Source organism: Salinicola halimionae (assembly GCF_003206065.1).
GTDB classification, from domain to species: Bacteria; Pseudomonadota; Gammaproteobacteria; order Pseudomonadales; family Halomonadaceae; genus Salinicola; species Salinicola halimionae.
In genome coordinates, this window is sequence record NZ_PZJQ01000007.1 from 103640 (window position 1) to 120110 (window position 16471).

The 16471-nt window shown below is 66.1% G+C and carries 10 protein-coding genes; 5 read left to right on the forward strand and 5 right to left on the reverse strand.

The window, feature by feature from the left end; translation table 11 throughout:
* The first annotated feature begins 67 nt into the window (after positions 1 to 67).
* The 4 genes from DOM27_RS17460 to DOM27_RS17475 are packed head-to-tail and all read left to right on the forward strand — an operon-like array spanning position 68 to position 3526.
* Positions 68 to 466, forward strand: a complete 399-nt coding sequence (locus DOM27_RS17460) for a 6-pyruvoyl trahydropterin synthase family protein (protein WP_110658118.1) — start codon at positions 68 to 70, stop codon at positions 464 to 466.
* Positions 463 to 1527, forward strand: coding sequence for a glycosyltransferase family 4 protein (locus tag DOM27_RS17465; protein WP_110658120.1), 1065 nt, complete (start codon positions 463 to 465; stop codon positions 1525 to 1527). Before DOM27_RS17460 ends, DOM27_RS17465 begins: the two co-directional genes overlap by 4 nt.
* Positions 1527 to 2465 carry a class I SAM-dependent methyltransferase gene (locus DOM27_RS17470; protein WP_110658122.1) on the forward strand — a complete coding sequence of 313 codons (939 nt, stop codon included), beginning with the start codon at positions 1527 to 1529 and terminating at the stop codon, positions 2463 to 2465. Before DOM27_RS17465 ends, DOM27_RS17470 begins: the two co-directional genes overlap by 1 nt.
* Positions 2462 to 3526 (forward strand): lysylphosphatidylglycerol synthase transmembrane domain-containing protein, encoded by a 1065-nt coding sequence (locus DOM27_RS17475; protein ID WP_110658124.1) that lies wholly within the window; start codon positions 2462 to 2464, stop codon positions 3524 to 3526. The genes DOM27_RS17470 and DOM27_RS17475 overlap by 4 nt, the downstream gene beginning before the upstream one ends.
* Before the next feature lie 2 nt (positions 3527 to 3528).
* On the opposite strand, the gene DOM27_RS17480 is transcribed toward DOM27_RS17475, so the two are convergent.
* Positions 3529 to 4431 (reverse strand): RibD family protein, encoded by a 903-nt coding sequence (locus tag DOM27_RS17480; RefSeq protein ID WP_110658126.1) that lies wholly within the window; start codon positions 4429 to 4431, stop codon positions 3529 to 3531.
* 206 nt (positions 4432 to 4637) lie between these two features.
* On the opposite strand from DOM27_RS17480, the gene ribA reads away from it, so the two are divergent.
* Positions 4638 to 5777, forward strand: a complete 1140-nt coding sequence (ribA, locus tag DOM27_RS17485) for a GTP cyclohydrolase II RibA (protein WP_110658128.1) — start codon at positions 4638 to 4640, stop codon at positions 5775 to 5777.
* A 45-nt stretch (positions 5778 to 5822) separates the two neighbouring features.
* Here ribA and DOM27_RS17490 read toward each other — a convergent pair whose 3' ends face one another.
* From DOM27_RS17490 to recC, 4 genes are read right to left on the reverse strand one after another with little or no spacing between them, the layout of a single operon-like run.
* Positions 5823 to 6611: a creatininase family protein gene (locus DOM27_RS17490; RefSeq protein ID WP_110658130.1), complete on the reverse strand. Its 789-nt coding sequence runs from the start codon at positions 6609 to 6611 to the stop codon at positions 5823 to 5825.
* Complete coding sequence (gene recD, locus DOM27_RS17495; RefSeq protein ID WP_110658132.1) at positions 6608 to 8686, reverse strand: exodeoxyribonuclease V subunit alpha; 2079 nt, start codon at positions 8684 to 8686, stop codon at positions 6608 to 6610. Before recD ends, DOM27_RS17490 begins: the two co-directional genes overlap by 4 nt.
* Positions 8683 to 12645 (reverse strand): exodeoxyribonuclease V subunit beta, encoded by a 3963-nt coding sequence (gene recB / locus DOM27_RS17500; protein WP_157956790.1) that lies wholly within the window; start codon positions 12643 to 12645, stop codon positions 8683 to 8685. The genes recD and recB overlap by 4 nt, the downstream gene beginning before the upstream one ends.
* Positions 12642 to 16433 (reverse strand): exodeoxyribonuclease V subunit gamma, encoded by a 3792-nt coding sequence (gene recC, locus DOM27_RS17505; protein ID WP_110658136.1) that lies wholly within the window; start codon positions 16431 to 16433, stop codon positions 12642 to 12644. Before recC ends, recB begins: the two co-directional genes overlap by 4 nt.
* Positions 16434 to 16471 lie beyond the last annotated feature (38 nt).

Sequence of the window (16471 nt, forward strand, 5' to 3'; positions counted from 1 at the left end):
AGCCGTGCGGCGAAAGCAGTCAGCGAGGAACGGTTCATCAGGTCTCAGCCATCAAGGAGCGATAGCAATGTTCAGTCTGACCGTCCGCGATCACATGATGATCGCCCACAGTTTCAACAGTGACACTTTCGGCCCGGCACAGAAACTGCACGGTGCGACTTACGTGGTGGATGTCACCTTCAAGCGCCCCGAACTCGACGCGGACGATCTCGTCGTCGATATCGGTCTGGCCAGCGAGATTCTGAAACGGGTTCTCGGCGAATTCACCTTGAACAATCTCGACGAGATCGACGAGTTCAAGGGTCGTAACACCACGACCGAGTTCATGGCGAAGGTCGTTTTCGATCGATTGGCCCACGCCATTCGCCAGGGCGAGCTGGGCGACGGCGGTCGCCATCTCACCGCACTGACGGTAACGCTGCATGAATCGCACGTTGCCTGGGCCAGCTACGAAGGAGGCCTATGAGCGACTTCACCCTTATCGTCGCCGGCGACCCCGGCCAACTGACAGGCGGCTACGTCTACGACGCGCGAATTGTCGAGGCGCTGCGCGCCAGCGGATGGCAGATCGACGTGGTCGGACTCGACGGGCGCTTCCCGGAGCCTGACGCCGTCGCCTCTCATGCTCTGGATAGTGCCCTGACCACGCTACCGGACGGCAGTCGAGCCGTCATCGACGGGCTCGCCATGGGCGGGCTGCCGGCGATCGTCGAGCGTCACGCGTCGCGACTGTCGATCACCGCATTGGTGCATCACCCGCTCTCTGACGAGACCGGGCTGGGAGCACCCGAGCAGCAGCGTTTCCGGATCAGCGAAACCCGCGTGCTGGCAGCCGTCGAAAGTGTCATCGTCACCAGTGCCTACACCGCCCGACGACTCGCCGACTTCGCCGTGCCGGCCGAGAAGATCGCCGTCATCGAGCCCGGCGTCGAGACCGGCCAGTTGGCGAGCGGTGACGGCAGCGGCACACCGCGTCTGCTCTGCATCGCCACGGTCACGCCACGCAAGGGCCAGGACCTGCTGGTCGAAGCCCTGGCGGGCCTCACCTCGTTGCCATGGCAGTGCGACCTTATCGGTGCCCTCGATCGGGCCGACGCCTACGTCGACAAGGTACGCGACGCAATTGCGCGATATCAGTTGGGCGAACGCATTCACCTGTTGGGCTCGCAATCCAGCGGCGGCCTGAGTGCCTACTACCGACAGGCCGATCTCTTCGTGCTGCCGTCGCATTACGAAGGCTACGGCATGGTGATCACTGAAGCTCTCGCCCACGGCCTCCCGGTCGTTACCACCACGGGCGGTGCCCTGGCTCACACCCTGCCGGACGCCGCCGGACTCAAGGTGCCACCGGGAGACGTTGCGGCACTGCGCGACGCGATCCAGTGCATGCTGGAAGAGTCTGAAACCTACCGACGCTATCAGGCAGGTGCCCGAGAGATGCGCGACACCCTCGGCGACTGGACGGCTGCCGCCACTGCCTTTGGCAAAGCCTTGAAGCGCTCCACGACAGCGGAGGCGACGCGCTGATGTCGATGCCGTCACCACCTGCCACCGACGCTCCGTTAAGCGACGCCCTGTTCAGCGATCAGTGGCTGACGCTGCGTGAGCCCACCGATCACCTGGCGCGCGATGCTCAGCTCACCCACGCCGCGGATCGATGGCTGGCGCGCCGTGCCGCGCCGACCCGGCCTTCCGAGACTCAGCCATTAGTAACAGGACGCACGCTGGTCGATCTAGGATGCGGTAGCGGTTCGAACCTGCGCTATCTGGCGCCGCGGCTGCACGGCGCGCAGCACTGGCGCCTGATCGATCACGACGCCGAACTGCTGGCCCATGCTCGACTGCGCTGTGAACAGCTGACCAGTGCCGATGCGCGACCGATTCATCTGGAGTCCCACACCGCTAGCCTGGCGGATACCTGGAAGCACGGTCTGCAAGGCGCCGATCTGGTCACGGCTTCGGCACTATTTGACCTGCTGACGCCTGCCGATGTCGAAGCATTGGCGGACGCCTGTCAGAACCACGACTGCGCCGTGTTGTTCGCACTCAGCGTCGATGGCCATATTCGCTTCCACGATGCCAGCGGGGCCGCGTTATTCAGCGATGACGACCGCTTCATGCTGGCGGCGCTGGAGATGCATCAACACCGCGACAAGGGCAGCGGCCCGGCCATGGGGACAAAGGCATCGTACTACCTGCGCGAGAACTTCCATCGTCGCGACTACCTCGTCCGCGAAGCCACTTCGCCCTGGCGTCTCGGGCCCGAGTCACTGACGCTCGCCGAGTCCCTGCTGGCCGGCTGGCGCAGCGCGCTCCACGAGCAGCTGCCACAGCAGATCAGCCGCATCGACCGTTGGCATGGCGAACGTCTCGAAGGGCTGATGCGTGAAAAGCTGACATTGACCGTCGGCCATAAAGACATGTTCGCCACACCGATGGCGACCGCCTCGGGAACGCCAGCGTGAAACGCTGGCTTGCACCGGGGCTGCGTCTGGCGGCGACGCTGGCGCTACTCGGCATGCTGGCCTGGCAGCTGGACACCCGAGATCTGCTGGATCGACTCGGCGAGCTGTCGCCCGGCTGGGTATTGCTGGCCATCCTCATCGGCGTTCCCCAGGTCGTACTGTCGGCCTGGCGCTGGCGCATGACGGCGCATCAGGTAGGAATCGCCCTGCCCTGGCCTACCGCCATTCGCGAATACTATCTGGCGACGTTTCTGAATCAGGTGCTGCCCGGCGGTGTCGTGGGCGATGCCGCGCGGGCCTGGCGCCACGGCAGCGCCGGGCAGACGTCGAATGCGCCATCAAAATCGCAGTCCGGCCCGGCAATCCGCGCCGTGATCATCGAGCGCGCTTCCGGTCAGGTCGCCCTGCTGGGCGTCGCCATTCTGGCGATAGTCCTTTCACCCGCGCTGCGCGGGGGCATTCGTCAACTATGGCACGCACACGCTGGCGCCGGTTGGGTGGGCATCATCGGGCTATCGTTGACTGCCGTTTTAGTGCTTGTGGCCGCTTTCGGGCTGACGCGGAGCCCAGCAGGGGCAGCGTTGAAACGGTTCTGGCAGGATCTTCATCGTGCCCTGCTGACGGTCAAAGTATGGCCCGCACAACTCGCAAGCTCGCTGCTGGTCGTCGCGACCTATATCGCGGTATTCCTGTGCGCCGCCCGCGCGCTCGGCCTCGAACGTCCCATTGGCGAGCTGTTGCCGCTGATCCCCCCGCTACTGATGGCAATGGCGATTCCGCTGACCGTCGCCGGCTGGGGGTTACGTGAAGGCGCCGCCGCCGTGATCTGGCCGCTGGCTGGCCTGCCGACGCAGGAGGGGGTGTTGCTATCGGTGACCTACGGCCTGCTGATCCTCGCCGGGAGCCTGCCCGGCCTGGCCGTGCTGTTGATGGATCATCGGTCGGCCCGCCGGGGTGCTGGCCGGCGAGCTGCTGATCGGCGAATGGTCAGGGACATACAGACTTTCACCCCCGATAGCGTCGTTCCTGATCGCCTCGCCTCGGGAGGAGAGCCAAGATGAGATCACTCTCCAGCCGCCGCGTGATCGCGCAGGTCCAGGTCGAACAGCATGTCGTCGCCCAGCTGGAAATGGCGACAGGCCGGTCGCAGCGCGCCATCCAGCGTATCGATCTCCGGCAGCGTCAGCGCCGGACGGCCGGAGCCGATCAGCATCGGTGCGACGACGCTGTGCAGTCGGTCGAGACAGTCCGCTTCGAGAAACCGCGAGATCGTAAGCCCCCCGCCCTCGACCAGAATCCGCCGATGGCCATGCTCGGCCAGCAGCGCCACGATCTGCGCCGGGTCGATACCGGACGACCCCGGCGACAGCGATTTCACGCTGACGTGATCAGCGTCACCGTGGCCGGCCACGCCTTCGTTGACGATATGCCAGGTCGGCGCAACCGGCTGTCGGAACACGCCTCGCTCTACCGGCACTCGCCCGCGCGGGTCGAGCACCACGCGCAAGGGATTGTCGCCCTCGACGTGGCGAACCGTGAGCTGCGGATCATCGGCGTCCACCGTTCCTGCGCCCACGACGACGGCATCCACCAGCGCCCGCAGTTGGTGAAGGTGTACCAGGCTCTGCGCCCCGGTGACGTAGTGGGAAGCACCACTCGCCGTGGCGATTCGGCCGTCCAGGCTCTGACCGATCTGGGCAATGACGCAGGGATCACGAGACGTGTCCGTCATGCACCACGGCAACCAGATCGACAGCAGTCGAGCGGCCTGATCGTCGACCTGATGATTGCAGGTCCAGCCGCCGTGAGCGTCGATTTCGAGGCGCAGATCGCCCTCGACAATGACGCCGTCGAAGCGCGCTTCGGCAGTGCCATCCCGGGTCAGTGCTGCCACGCGACGAATCCAGCGCCAAGCCCTGACGCTCTGCTCGGAAGCGATCGGCAGGGAAGGTATGCGAAGAGTCATGGTCACTCCTTGGCCAGACGGCATGACAGGGTAGCAAAAATCGTCGTAGCAAAGATCACCGAGCGGGAGGCGGTGGCCGCCATTGGCGCATGTCCGCCAGCCACGCAGACCCCGGTATGAGGGATGTGAATCACCAATGAAACGAATCATGGATGACACGCATCATGGACGACACGAATCATGGATGACAATGTGAGGAGACGAGCATGCGACAGGTAGAACGCGCGATTTTCGATCTGCGACGCGGCCTTCCGGTTCTGGTACGAGCCGCCCAGGGCGACGTGATGGTTCACCCGCTCGAGGGCTGCGATGATGATGCCCTGGCAGCGCTGCACGTCTTCAGCGGTAATCGTCCCGCACTGGCGTTGACGCGCCATCGCCTATCTCGGCTGGGCATCGAGTTCGAGCCGAGGGTCGGACTGATACCGATCGACCCCGCCGACAGTGCCGAGGAGATCATAGCCAGAGCCAGTGCCGTTGGGCATCGATTGACGCCAGATCGCCGGGCGGCCGCCGCCAGTGAGGGCAGCGTGGCAGCGCTGGACCTGATGCGCATCGGGCTGCTGATCCCGGCGGCGGTCGTCGCCGACATCAGCGATGCCCAGCGCGACCATGTCGAGACACTGGTTGCCGAGGGCACGGTGCTGGCCGTCGCTGCCGAACAGGTCTCGGAGTACGCCGACGCTCGCTCTCACTTTCTCAAGCGCACCAGCGACGCGGAAATTCCGTTGTCCCACGCAGAGCGCGCGAAGTTCGTGATGTTTCGCGAAGCGGACGGCATGCGGGAACATATCGCCATCGTCATCGGCGAACCCGCGGAGTGGAGCGATGCCGTCCCCGTGCGGCTGCACTCTGCCTGTCTCACCGGCGATCTCTTCGGCAGCCTGCGCTGCGACTGCGGCGAACAGCTGCGCGAGAGCGTGCGTACCATCGATGAACGTGGCGGCGGCGTGCTGCTCTATCTTGCCCAGGAAGGACGCGGCATCGGCCTGGCCAACAAGCTGCGCGCCTATACCTTGCAGGATGGCGGACTGGATACGGTGGACGCCGATCACGTTCTCGGTTTCGGCAACGACGAACGCACCTACGGCGTCGCGCTGGAGATGCTCGAACAGCTCGAGATCACTCGTATCGAGCTGTTGACCAACAATCCGGAGAAGATCGCCGCCATGGACCAGGGCGGTGTCGAAGTCGTCAACCGTCGCGGCGTCTACGGCAAACTGACCAAGCAGAACCGGCGCTACCTGGATGCCAAGGCCAAGCGCGCCGGCCACTGGCTGGAAGAGGTGCTCAACGATGGCGACGAGGGGCCGGTGACGCCACTCAGACGACCCGCGGCGCACTGAGCACTGACTGAGCCAGCGCGACCTTAACCGGCAGAACCGTAGCCGCTAGCGCAGCGTCGCCAGATCGAAGCGGCCCGCCTCCTCGATGATCCGCGCCAGGCGATCGGCGAAATGGGAGACCAGCCGGCGGCCGGTCTCGGCGTCGGCCAGCGTTGCATTGCCGGTGACGCCGCTCGGGTGCAGATCCTGCGCCATCCAGGCGTAGCCGGCGTCCCCTTCCGGACCCAGCGTCGAACCGGCCTGTTCCTGCAGTCGGCCCGCGGACACCGCATCGGCCACATGCTCGGCGCGAACCTTGTGGGGCGCCAGATACAGCATCATCGAGGTTTCCAGTGCGCCGCCGTGCAAGCCGTGGCGCAACTCCTCGGCAGGCAGCGCCTGCGCTGGCGGCGCGAAGCGAAAGTAGTTGGCCTTGACCACCAGCATGGCGTGGGCCGCGCGCAGTTCGAGCGCCGCCAGATCGATCACCGCCTTGTTGCCACCGTGACTGTTGAACAGCACCAGCCGTCGAATGCCGGCACGATGAACGGCCTCGCCCAGCGACTCGATCACACGAATCGCCGTCTCCGGCATCAGGCTCAGCGTACCCGCGAAAGCGGTATGCTCGAGGCTCGAACCCAGCGCCAGCGGTGGCAGCACGATCACCTTCTGTCCTGCCTCGAGCCGCTCGGTTGCCACCTCGAGCAGCCCCAGCCCGATATCCAGATCGGTGGAGAGCGGAAGATGGCTGCCATGCTGTTCGATCGCCGCCAGCGGCAACACCGCCACCGTCGCGTCGTCGACCAGCCCAGCGAGCTCCGTCGTGGTCAAATCCTGCCAGTGATGAACGCTCATGCGTCACTCCCTGTCGAATCGGTCGAACTGGATGCCGGGATACCGTGCAGCAAGCGCTCGGCAATCGCACTTTCCCGCACCACCTGCCGCCCCACGGCCTCGCGCAGCTGGCGCTCGTCTTTCCCTCCTCGCGCCAGTGCCAGGGTCAGCCGCGAGCGCGCCCGGGTGATACCCGTGTAGATCAGCTCCCGGGTGACGATAGGGTTGGCCCGCCCCGGCAGCGCTAACAGCACATGCTCGAATTCCGAACCCTGCGACTTGTGCACGGTCATGGCGAATGCGGTTACCGCAGCATCGAGCCGAGACGGAAGCACCTGTCGCACACCATCGCCCTGAGGGAAGCAGACTCGCAATCGCCCCGCCTCGTCGGTCAGTGTCAGCCCCAGGTCGCCGTTGTAGAGCCCCAGTTGCGGATCGTTATGGGTCACCATCACCGGGCGGCCGGCGAACCAGCCATCAGTGCGCGAAATCCAGCCCTGCTGCCACAATGCCCGCGCGATCCGCTCGTTCAATCCCTCGACGCCCCACGGCCCCCGTCGCAGTGCGCAGAGGACCTGAAAGCGACTCTGCAACGCCAGAATCGACGGTAGAGACCCTCCGTCCCGCAACGCCTCGAACAGTTCCCGATAACCCGACACCACGGCACGTTCGAACGAAGATGCATCGATATCCAGCATCGAGACGTCGGCAAAACCTGCTGCCAGCGCCTGGGTAAATGCCCGCCCGTCGCCGGCATTGGCAGCGCGGGCGAGCTCACCAATGCCGCTGTCAGCGTGAAAACGGAAACTCTTGCGCAGCATGGCGACATGGTCGGCCAGCAGATTGGAATGATCAGCTGCCGGCAGCGGTTCCCCGGTCATGGTCTGCAGATAGTCACGGGTCGCCTCCGAGTAGCCAAGCATGCCGGCAGTCGGGGCGGCGCCCGGATCGATGACGTTCGCCCCGGCACACAGGTCGCCGAGCACCGAACCCGCCTCCACCGACGCCAGCTGATCCTTGTCGCCGAGCAGGATCAAGCGTGCGTCCGTCGGCAGCGCGTCCAGCAGTGCCGCCATCATCTCCAGATCGACCATCGATGCCTCGTCGACCACCAGCAGGTCCAAACTCAACGGCTCCTCGGCGTTGTGACGAAAATGACGGGTATCCGGTCGCGCGCCCAATAGCCGATGGAGCGTCAACGCCTGCTGAGGTATCGCTTCACGCACGGTCTCGTCGATGTCCAACCGGCCCACGGCGCCGGCAATGGATTCAGACAAGCGAGCCGCGGCCTTGCCGGTGGGGGCCGCCAGCCGGATACGCAGCGCCGCGCCACCGCCGGCCAGCGACTGCTGCTGCAGTAGCGCCAGCAGCCGTGTCACCGTGGTGGTTTTGCCGGTGCCCGGGCCGCCGGAGATGATCGTCAATCGCTGACGCAGTGCCAATGCACAGGCCACGCGCTGCCAGTCGGGTTCGTCACCCTCGCGCTGGTTGCCGGCGAACAACGCATGCAGACGATCCGCCAGGTCGGCGGCGACCGGTAACGGCTCGCCCAGCCGCAGGCGAAGATGTGCCGCGACCCCGCTTTCGGCCTGCCAGTAGCGGCGCAGGTAGAGCCGATCGCCTTCGAGTACCAGCGGCGTGGCAAGGCCGACAGCGGCATCGCCGACAGCCACGGTAGGCGATTCGCGTAGCGCCTCGATCCAGTGCGCTAGCGTCACGCCCTCGAGCAGCGATTCCGGTAGCGTCACCGGCACATCCGTCTCGACGCCGCCATCCAGGGGCGGCAACGACAGTGCGGACCTGGGTGCGGCGAGAGCCCGCGGTAGCGACAGGCACACATGGCCCCGCCCGACCTGATGGCTGACCAGAGCCGCCGCCAGCCACACCAGCGGATCGCTGTGCGTTCCGACATCGTCATCGCGTGCGGCCAGGAAGATCGCGAAATGGCGATCGAGCTGTCGCAGCCAGCCGAGTTCGACCCACAGCGCCAGGGTCGCGAACAGCGTCTCGCGATCGAGCGATGACGGTGGCAATGGTGATGGCGGCGCCGTATCGAGCGCCAGCGAGAACTGATCGTCGTGTCCGGTTCGACTCATGAATCGGCCTCCGCTGGCTGCCGTCGTGTTTGTTGGATCAGCGCCCGCGCCGGCTCGGCGTCACCGTCGAGCCACGCATCCAACGCCTCGATCAACGCCCGCGACGGGCGACGATAAAACACCCCGTTCGCCGACGAATCCACGACACCCTCCGGCGCATCCTCGGGCTCCGTAGAAAGCGACATCGTGGAAAGCTCTGGCGCGGCATCGGGCGCCTTGGAAATCGGCGCCTTGGAAAGCCCGCGCAGAAAAACATAGCAGGCGCCGCCGACGTGGCGGTCGTAATCGTAGTCTTCCAGCCGGGACTTGAGCAGTCGATGCAGCGCCAGCACGTAGAGCACGTACTGTAGATCGTAGCGATGGTCCACCATCGCCGCGGCCAAGCGCGCGCCCTGATAGTCCTCCGGATCATCGCCCAGATGGTTGGACTTCCAGTCGAGCACGTACCAGCGCCCGTGCGCCTGAAAGACCAGATCGATATAACCCTTGAGCATGCCGTTGAGTTTGCGCGGCGCCAGCCGAGGACGCGGGCCTGGCAGCGGCTCGAACCGAGTGACGAGCCGATCCAGCGGTTCGCTCCAGGCCGCTGTCGCCGGAAGCCAGAATTCCAGCTCGGTGCGCCATGCCTCGAGCCGATCGAGATGCACCGGCTGCCCGTCGAGGTGGATCAACGGCTGTCGCAGTCGCTCCAGCAGCCACTCAAGCAGCAGTGGCGCCCACGCCACGTCGAAACCACTCGTCGCCAGTCGGCGTTCGACATCGCGGCGCAGCGTATCCGCATAGGCGGGATCCGCCAGGCGGTCGAAATCGAGCATCTCGAGCAGCCCGTGAAGAAAGGTCCCGGGGCGCGGGCCACGGGGGAATTCGAACAGCGAACGAATCCTGGGCCGAGGCACGGGGTCGCGCTCGCGGCTGACCTCGACGTCCAGCGTCGCGGGGAGATCTTCGCTGGCCGCGGCGGCGTCCTCGCCGATACCCTCGCCCTCGCCTCGCTCGCTTCGACCCGTATCCTGACGGGCGTCGGCGATCAGCGCGGTATAGGAGGCGATCCACCAGTCGTCATCGATCCGGCCCTGAAAGCGCCGCGCCGGCTTGGTTTCCGGGGCGCCGCTGGCCAGGCGCAGCCGGTGATCCGGCAGTTCCGGCGGTGGCTCGATCGCCAACCAGCCAGCCCGCTGGCCTTGCCGCAACCGTTCCAGCAGCGCTACACCGTCGTCTTCCTTCTGGCTGCCCAGCAGTCGCCCCAGGGCCGTTTCGTGCAGGCATCCGCTTTTGCCCCGGCCACGCCCCACATGCGCAACCCCCATCCGGCAAGCGTAGGCCGCACGGGTCAAGGCGACATAGAGCAGACGAACATCCTCGTCCAGGCGGGCCAGGTCGGCCTCGCGCGTCTGCGCGTCATCAGGCGAGGCCACCATCACGCTGCCTTCGCCCTCGGCCGGTCGCAGCGCCAGCAGCTTGGTATTTCTATCGGGTTCCGCCGGGCGGTGCGAACAGATGAACGGCAGCAGCACGATGGGATATTCGAGGCCCTTGGACTTGTGCACCGTGATTACCCGCACCAGGTCCTCGTCGCTCTCCAGGCGCTGGCTGAGTGCCTGACTATCCAGCGTCTCGACGCCTTCCTGCAGTGCGCGGTGCCACCAGCGCAGCAGCGCCTGCTCGCCATCGAGCCGCTGCTGGGCGTTCTGCGCCAGTTCGCCGAGATGCAGCAGATCGGTCAGCGCGCGTTCGCCGTCGGCGCGTTGGGCGAGTCGCTCGGCGATCCGAAAATCCCGCATCACCGCGCGCAGCATGGGGAGCACGCCACGCCGCTGCCACTGGCGATGATAATCGCTGAATCGTTCGACCTCGCGCTCCCAGGCCAGCTCATCAGCCAGCAGCGGCTCCAGCGCCTGCGGCGACTCGTTCAGCAGTTTGGTCGCCAGCGCCGCCTTGAGCCGCGAGTCCTGACGCGGCTGTGCCACGGCTTCGAACAGCTGCAGCAGCTCGAACGCCTGGGGCGTATCAAACACGCTCGAACGCTCGCTCAGATAGACGCTGCGAATGCCGCCGTCGGCGAGCGCGGCGCGCACCTTGAGCGCCTCGCCGCCGTGACGGACCAGAATGGCGATATCGGCGGGTTTCACCGCGCGCTCGCCGGTCTCACCGACGAAGCGCCACTCGCCTTCCAGCAGCCGCTGCACCTCGGCACGGGTCGCGGCGGCCATCATGTTCTGATAGTCGTTTCTGGCGTAGCGCTCGGTATCCGGCCACCACACCCCGAGCGCCTCGACCGGCTGGCCTTCGCGGTCGACCAGGCGCGTCGCCTTGGGGTTCGACTCGACGGCGACGAAAGGAATCTCGTCGCTGCCGAACGGCTGCGGATGGCGCAGGAACAGCGCGTTGGTGGCGTCGACCATGGATTGGGTCGAGCGGAAGTTGCGCATCAGCGTGAAACGACTGGGCGTCGCCCGGCGCGCATCGAGATAGGTATGGATATCCGCGCCGCGGAAGGCGTAAATCGCCTGCTTGGGATCGCCGATCATCAACAGCGCGGTCGCGGCCGGATCGCTCTCCGGCGCGCGGTAGATGTGCGAGAAAATTCGATACTGGACCGGATCGGTGTCCTGGAACTCGTCGATCAGCGCTACTGGCAGCTCATGGCGGATGCGCGCCGCCAGCCGCAGCGCCGGACTGTCGGTCGCCGCAGCCGGTTGCGGGCGAGCCAGCGCGGCGTCGAGATCGTTGAGCAGATCCGAGAACTCCCACAGCCCCCGGCGACGCTTGTCGGCGGCAAAGCTCACCGCGACCTGGTCACGGGCGTGAACGAGAACCTGCCTGGCAATCGTGGCGAAAGGCTGACCGATGGCAGCGAGCCGATCGAGCAGCGCGAAGAAAGGGTGCGTTGGCGCGGTCTGCCCTTTGCTGGCGGCGGCCTTGACCAGCGCCCCGTCGAGCTTCTCCTGGCTCAGCCAGAATCGCCCGCTGCTATCGGTGATGCCGTCGCCCGCGCCGAAATCCCCCTGGGCCAGCCAGGTCTCGAACGCCGCCAGCCGATCTTCCAGCTCGTGGCTCTTGTAGCTGGTCTTGTTGAGCGTCTGGTTGCGAAACGCTTCCGCCATGAGCTCCGCGATGGCCTCGCGATCCCAGGCGCCCGTCAGCGACGTCTCAAGCGCCGCCCGCTCGTCCAGGCCGCTTTCCAACTCGGCGAACAGCGGGCCCAGCGCGCGCGGTGCTTCGACCTCTTCTCCCGCGACCCAGAGCGGCTGCGGCTGGCCATCCTTCAGCAACGGGCGCAGCGCCCCCGCAAGCGCCTCCGGCCCGCTCCACTGGGCGCGAATCTGGCGCTGCCAGCGTTCGTCGAGCGGATAGAATTCGCGCCGCCAGTAGTCCTCGACGGCCTGATTCAGCAGTGTCTGACCATCCTGCAGCAGTTCGGCGGAAAACCGCGCGCCGGCATCGAAGGCGTGACGAGTCAGCATGCGCTGACAGAAGCCATGAATGGTGAAGATCGCCGCCTCGTCCATCAGCCTCGCGGCCTGGTCCAGTCGTCTGGCGCCACTGCGACAGGCTGCCTCGCCCGCCGTGACCAGCGGTTCGAGCAGGTCCGCCAATACCGCATCCTGTCGCGTCCCGGGACTCGCCAGCAGCCAGTCGCGGGCCTGCTTGAGACGCGCCCGAATGCGCCCGCGCAGCTCGGCGGTGGCGGCCTCGGTGAAGGTGACGACCAGAATTTCCGGCGGTGTCAGCGGGCGTGGAAAATCGACCGCTTCACGCCCGGGCAACGGCCCCAGTACCAGCCTCACGTAGAGCGCGGCCAGCGTAAACGTCTTGCCGGTGCCGGCACTGGCTTCGATCAGATGATGGCCGGTCAGCGGCAGGCCAGTCAGTTCGAGCGGTACGGTCTCATCAGGCATTCGCGGGTCACTCATTGACTCGACCATGCCCTCGGTCGCTGGCTCATTCGAGTCGTTCATGCTTTTGCCTCCGCAGATCGCTTCGCCGTCGCGTGCGCGTGAACCTGCTGGGAGGACCGCAGCAGCGCCTCCAGAATCGGCTGATAGTGCGCCACGCTCTCGCGGACGCCGCCCGCCGCTTCGAAGGCGTCGAAATCCGGCCATAGCTGACCCAGACTGCCTTCGCGCTGAATCAGCGACGACATCCCGAAGCCGCCCTCCTCGTACTCCTCCGCCAGACGGTCGCGCCAACTCGCGTCGAGCGATTCGCCCGCCGCCAGCCCCGCAAGCGCCTCGCGATCGCCCAGGCCCCACAGCATGCTGGCCAACGCACCACTGGCGGGCAGCGGTGCGCACCAGGCGCGCCACCAGGCCCGCAGCCACGACTCCAGCGACTCGCGAGCTTCGAACGGGGTCAATGCCGGGAACTCGAGCCAGCGGTCCTCGAAGATAGCCGTCCAGCGGCAGGGAAACTCACTACCGGCATTGGCCAGCAACCAGCGGCCGTAGCCGGAGAACAGCCGATGCGGTTTGCCCAGTTTTTTCCACGGGCCGTTGCCGGCATTCTGGCCCTGACTATCGAAGTGGCCGAAATGGCTGACCTCCAGGGTTACCAGGCTCAGGCTGCCATCCTGCTCCCGGTAGAGCCCATCGACACGGGATTCCAGCGCCAGCGCCGGGCACTCGTCAGTGTCGTCGATCGAGAAGCGCAGCATCGACGGCGAGATCGGTTCGCTGTCGGCGATTCGCCGATGCCAGCTCTCCAGCTGGATCTGCAGTCGCTTGAGCGGGGGCTCGATCAGCGCCAGACCGAAGCCGGCGGCGGGCAGACGCCCAGCCAGCCGCAGCCGATCGGCGACCTGCAGCAGCGGCTCGCCACGGCGGCCGGCATCGAGCAGCTCGCGCTTGAGCGTGTGGTCTTCGAGAGCGTCCAGAATGAACGGTTCGCTATCCTCGTCAGGCACCTCCGGATCCTGAAAGCGCACGCCCAACCGGCCGAGGTAGACGCTCCAGGGCCGTCGCAGCAGCCGCTGTAGATCGGCCAGGCCCAACGCTTCTGCCGGCAGCGCGACGGAGTCGTACCCTGCGGACGAAGCAGCCTGTTCTTCGCACTTTGCAGCCGGTTCTTCGTCCTTGGTAGAGAGGTGCAGCGCCTCCCAACTGGTATCGAAGGTAAAACGTGAATCCTCGGCCTGGAAATAGCGCCGTGAGAACGGCTGCAGCGGGTGCGTCTCGATCAGTCGCTTCACCAGCGCCGCTTCGTCGCTCGGCGTCGCTGCGCCAGCCTCACCTGACGTGATGGCCGGCCGCCAGCCCTGCTCCAGCGTATCGAGCAGTTCGCCGATCAGCACCGAGGGCGGTCGCGGCGTGTTGTCGCGTTGATCGAACCCGACCCAGGAGAGCGTCAGCCGTTCACGGGCGGAGAGCAGCGCCTCGAGCAGCAGATAGCGGTCGTCGTCGCGGCGCGAGCGGTCTCCCGGCCGCGGCCGCTGCGCCATCAGGTCGAAATCCTGAGGCTGGCGTGTTCGCGGGTAGGCACCGTCGTTCATTCCCAGCAGATAGACCTGCCGGAAGGGAATGGCACGCATCGGCATCAGCGTGGCGAAGTTGACCTTGCCGGCCAGGAAGCGCTGGGCCAGCCCGCCATCGTCGAGTTCGGCGCGGAGCGCATCGCGCACCACGGCGAGGCCGATCGGCTGGGTGAAGGATGCCAGCTCACAGCTCTGCTGCCAGCGACTGAGCGATTGATCCACCCGCGCCAGCACGTCGTGCTCATCCAGCGCCGTGGGTGCAAACAGCGCATCCATCAGCTCGCGCAGTCGCGTCAGCCACGCTTCCGGCGTGCCGGCGTGACTCAACGCTTCGCACTGGGCGGCCATCACCTGCATCAGCTCGGCCAGGCGCCCGGCGAGATCCGCTTCCAACCCGCCAACCTCGTCGTAGGGCACGATACCGTCGAACTGCCACGCGCTGTCGACAGACGTACCGTTCGGTACTTGCGGCCCAGCGGATCGCCCCGGCGGCATCGGGCCGGTCGATGGCAAAGCTCCGGTGGATGGCAGCGCTCCGGTGGAATACCCCAGCAGCATGCGCTCGAGCCCGAAGGCCCAGCTGTTCTCATGCAGCCCGGGGAAACCGAGCGACTCGCGGTGGGCGCCGGACAGACCCCAGCGCACGCCGCTTTCCGCCAGCCACTGCCGCAGGCGCGGCAATTCCGACTCCTCGATGGCAAAGCGCGACCGGAATGCCGGCACGTCGAGCGCATCGAGCAGCTCGCTGACCCCCAGCCGCCGTTCGGGGAGCTCCAGCAACGACAGTATCAACACCATCATCGGATGCGCCTCACTGGCGACCTGATCGGCGATGGTGAACGGAATATGGCGGGGGTCGTTCGGCGGCACCTGGCCAAAGACGGCTTCGATATACGGCGCGTAAACGTCGATTTCCGGCACCATGACCAGGATGTCCCGCGGCCGAAGCGGCGTGCCCTGGCCACTGGCTTCCTCGAACGCCGCCAGCAGCCGATCGTGCAGCACTTCCACTTCACGCAGCGGCGAGTGCACGCTGTAGAGCGACAGCGAGGCATCGTCTTCGGCGATCTCTCGCTTGGCGCCGGTTTCGCGGGTCCGCTCGCCGGGGTGCTTGAGATCCAGGATATCCTGCTGCAACTGATTGAGCAGCGGCGCCTGCTCGGCCGGGAATTCGTCGTCCGGCGCGGGATCGCGGAACAGGTCGGTTTCGACATCGAAGCCGCCATCCTGGCTCTCGAACTCGTAGAGACCGACGATGAAATCCCGCCCCTGGGCGCCCCAAGCCGCCAGCAGCGGATTGGCTTGAAGATGCAGCGCCTCCTCGTCCAGTGCCTCGAGCCATGGCGCCTCCGGGTGACGGGATTGCTGACGCGCCACGGCGTCGGCCGAGAGCCGCCCGGCACGTTTGATCGCTTCCCGGTCGGAGATGATGTCGCCCCAGTAGTGCCGGCAAGGATTGGTGATCATCAGGAACACGTCGATGACACCGGAGAGCGCGTGCAGCGCCTCGAGCGTCTGTGCTGGTAGCGTTGAAATACCGAACACGAAAACTCTTGGCGGTAATGCCTTGGGGCAGCTCTCCAACGCCCTGGCGGCACGCAGGAAACGCCCGTGCAGATTGGCGCGGTGGAAGGCGCGTTCGTCGGGGTCGGCATCGGCGATCAGCGCTCGCCACAGCGCCGGCTGCCAGCGCTGATCCGCAGGCAGATCTTTCGGCGAGTCCTCCCCCGCCTCCCAGGCCGCCAGCCAGTCGGGGCGGTAGTTGAGGTACTGATCGAACAGGTCGGCCAGTCGCACCGCCAGTTGCCAACGCTTGCGCTCGGCCTGCTCGGCGGCCTGGCGCTGCACCAACCCATGCGTCGGCGACGCCCGTCCAGGGCTTGCATCCTCACGTTCAGTATCCAGATAGTGCGCGAGCGGCGCGAAAGTGACCGGATCCCGAACGATCTCGCCTTCCAGCAGCCGCAGGATGCGCCACGCCAGCGGTCTCTTGTCGAACGGCGAATGCAGCGGAATCGATTGACGCTCCTCCGCCGGCCCGGCTTGCTCGAGCACTGCACGATAGGCCCGCCAGACGAAGCTCGATGGCAGCGGGAAATCCACCGACGCCGCAATGCCGTCCGCTTCCGCCAGTGACAGCCGCAGCCACTGCGCCATACCGTTGGACTGCACCAGGAAAGTTTCCGGCGTCAGCGGAGGCAACCGGTGACGCTTTATCAGCGCCAGTGCCAGATCGTGCAGGTCTTCGAGGTGATTGGCATGCAGGACGCTGAACATCCGCTCTCCCGGGTTCTGGAGTCGATGAGGATAAAGAT

Coding starts and splice junctions, on each gene's coding strand:
- DOM27_RS17460 (WP_110658118.1), top strand. CDS start 68: ATGTTCAGTCTGACCGTCCGCGATCACATGATGATCGCCCACAGTTTC.
- recC (WP_110658136.1), bottom strand. CDS start 16,433: ATGTTCAGCGTCCTGCATGCCAATCACCTCGAAGACCTGCACGATCTG.
- DOM27_RS17470 (WP_110658122.1), top strand. CDS start 1,527: ATGTCGATGCCGTCACCACCTGCCACCGACGCTCCGTTAAGCGACGCC.
- ribA (WP_110658128.1), top strand. CDS start 4,638: ATGCGACAGGTAGAACGCGCGATTTTCGATCTGCGACGCGGCCTTCCG.
- DOM27_RS17480 (WP_110658126.1), bottom strand. CDS start 4,431: ATGACTCTTCGCATACCTTCCCTGCCGATCGCTTCCGAGCAGAGCGTC.
- recB (WP_157956790.1), bottom strand. CDS start 12,645: ATGAACGACTCGAATGAGCCAGCGACCGAGGGCATGGTCGAGTCAATG.
- DOM27_RS17465 (WP_110658120.1), top strand. CDS start 463: ATGAGCGACTTCACCCTTATCGTCGCCGGCGACCCCGGCCAACTGACA.
- DOM27_RS17490 (WP_110658130.1), bottom strand. CDS start 6,611: ATGAGCGTTCATCACTGGCAGGATTTGACCACGACGGAGCTCGCTGGG.
- recD (WP_110658132.1), bottom strand. CDS start 8,686: ATGAGTCGAACCGGACACGACGATCAGTTCTCGCTGGCGCTCGATACG.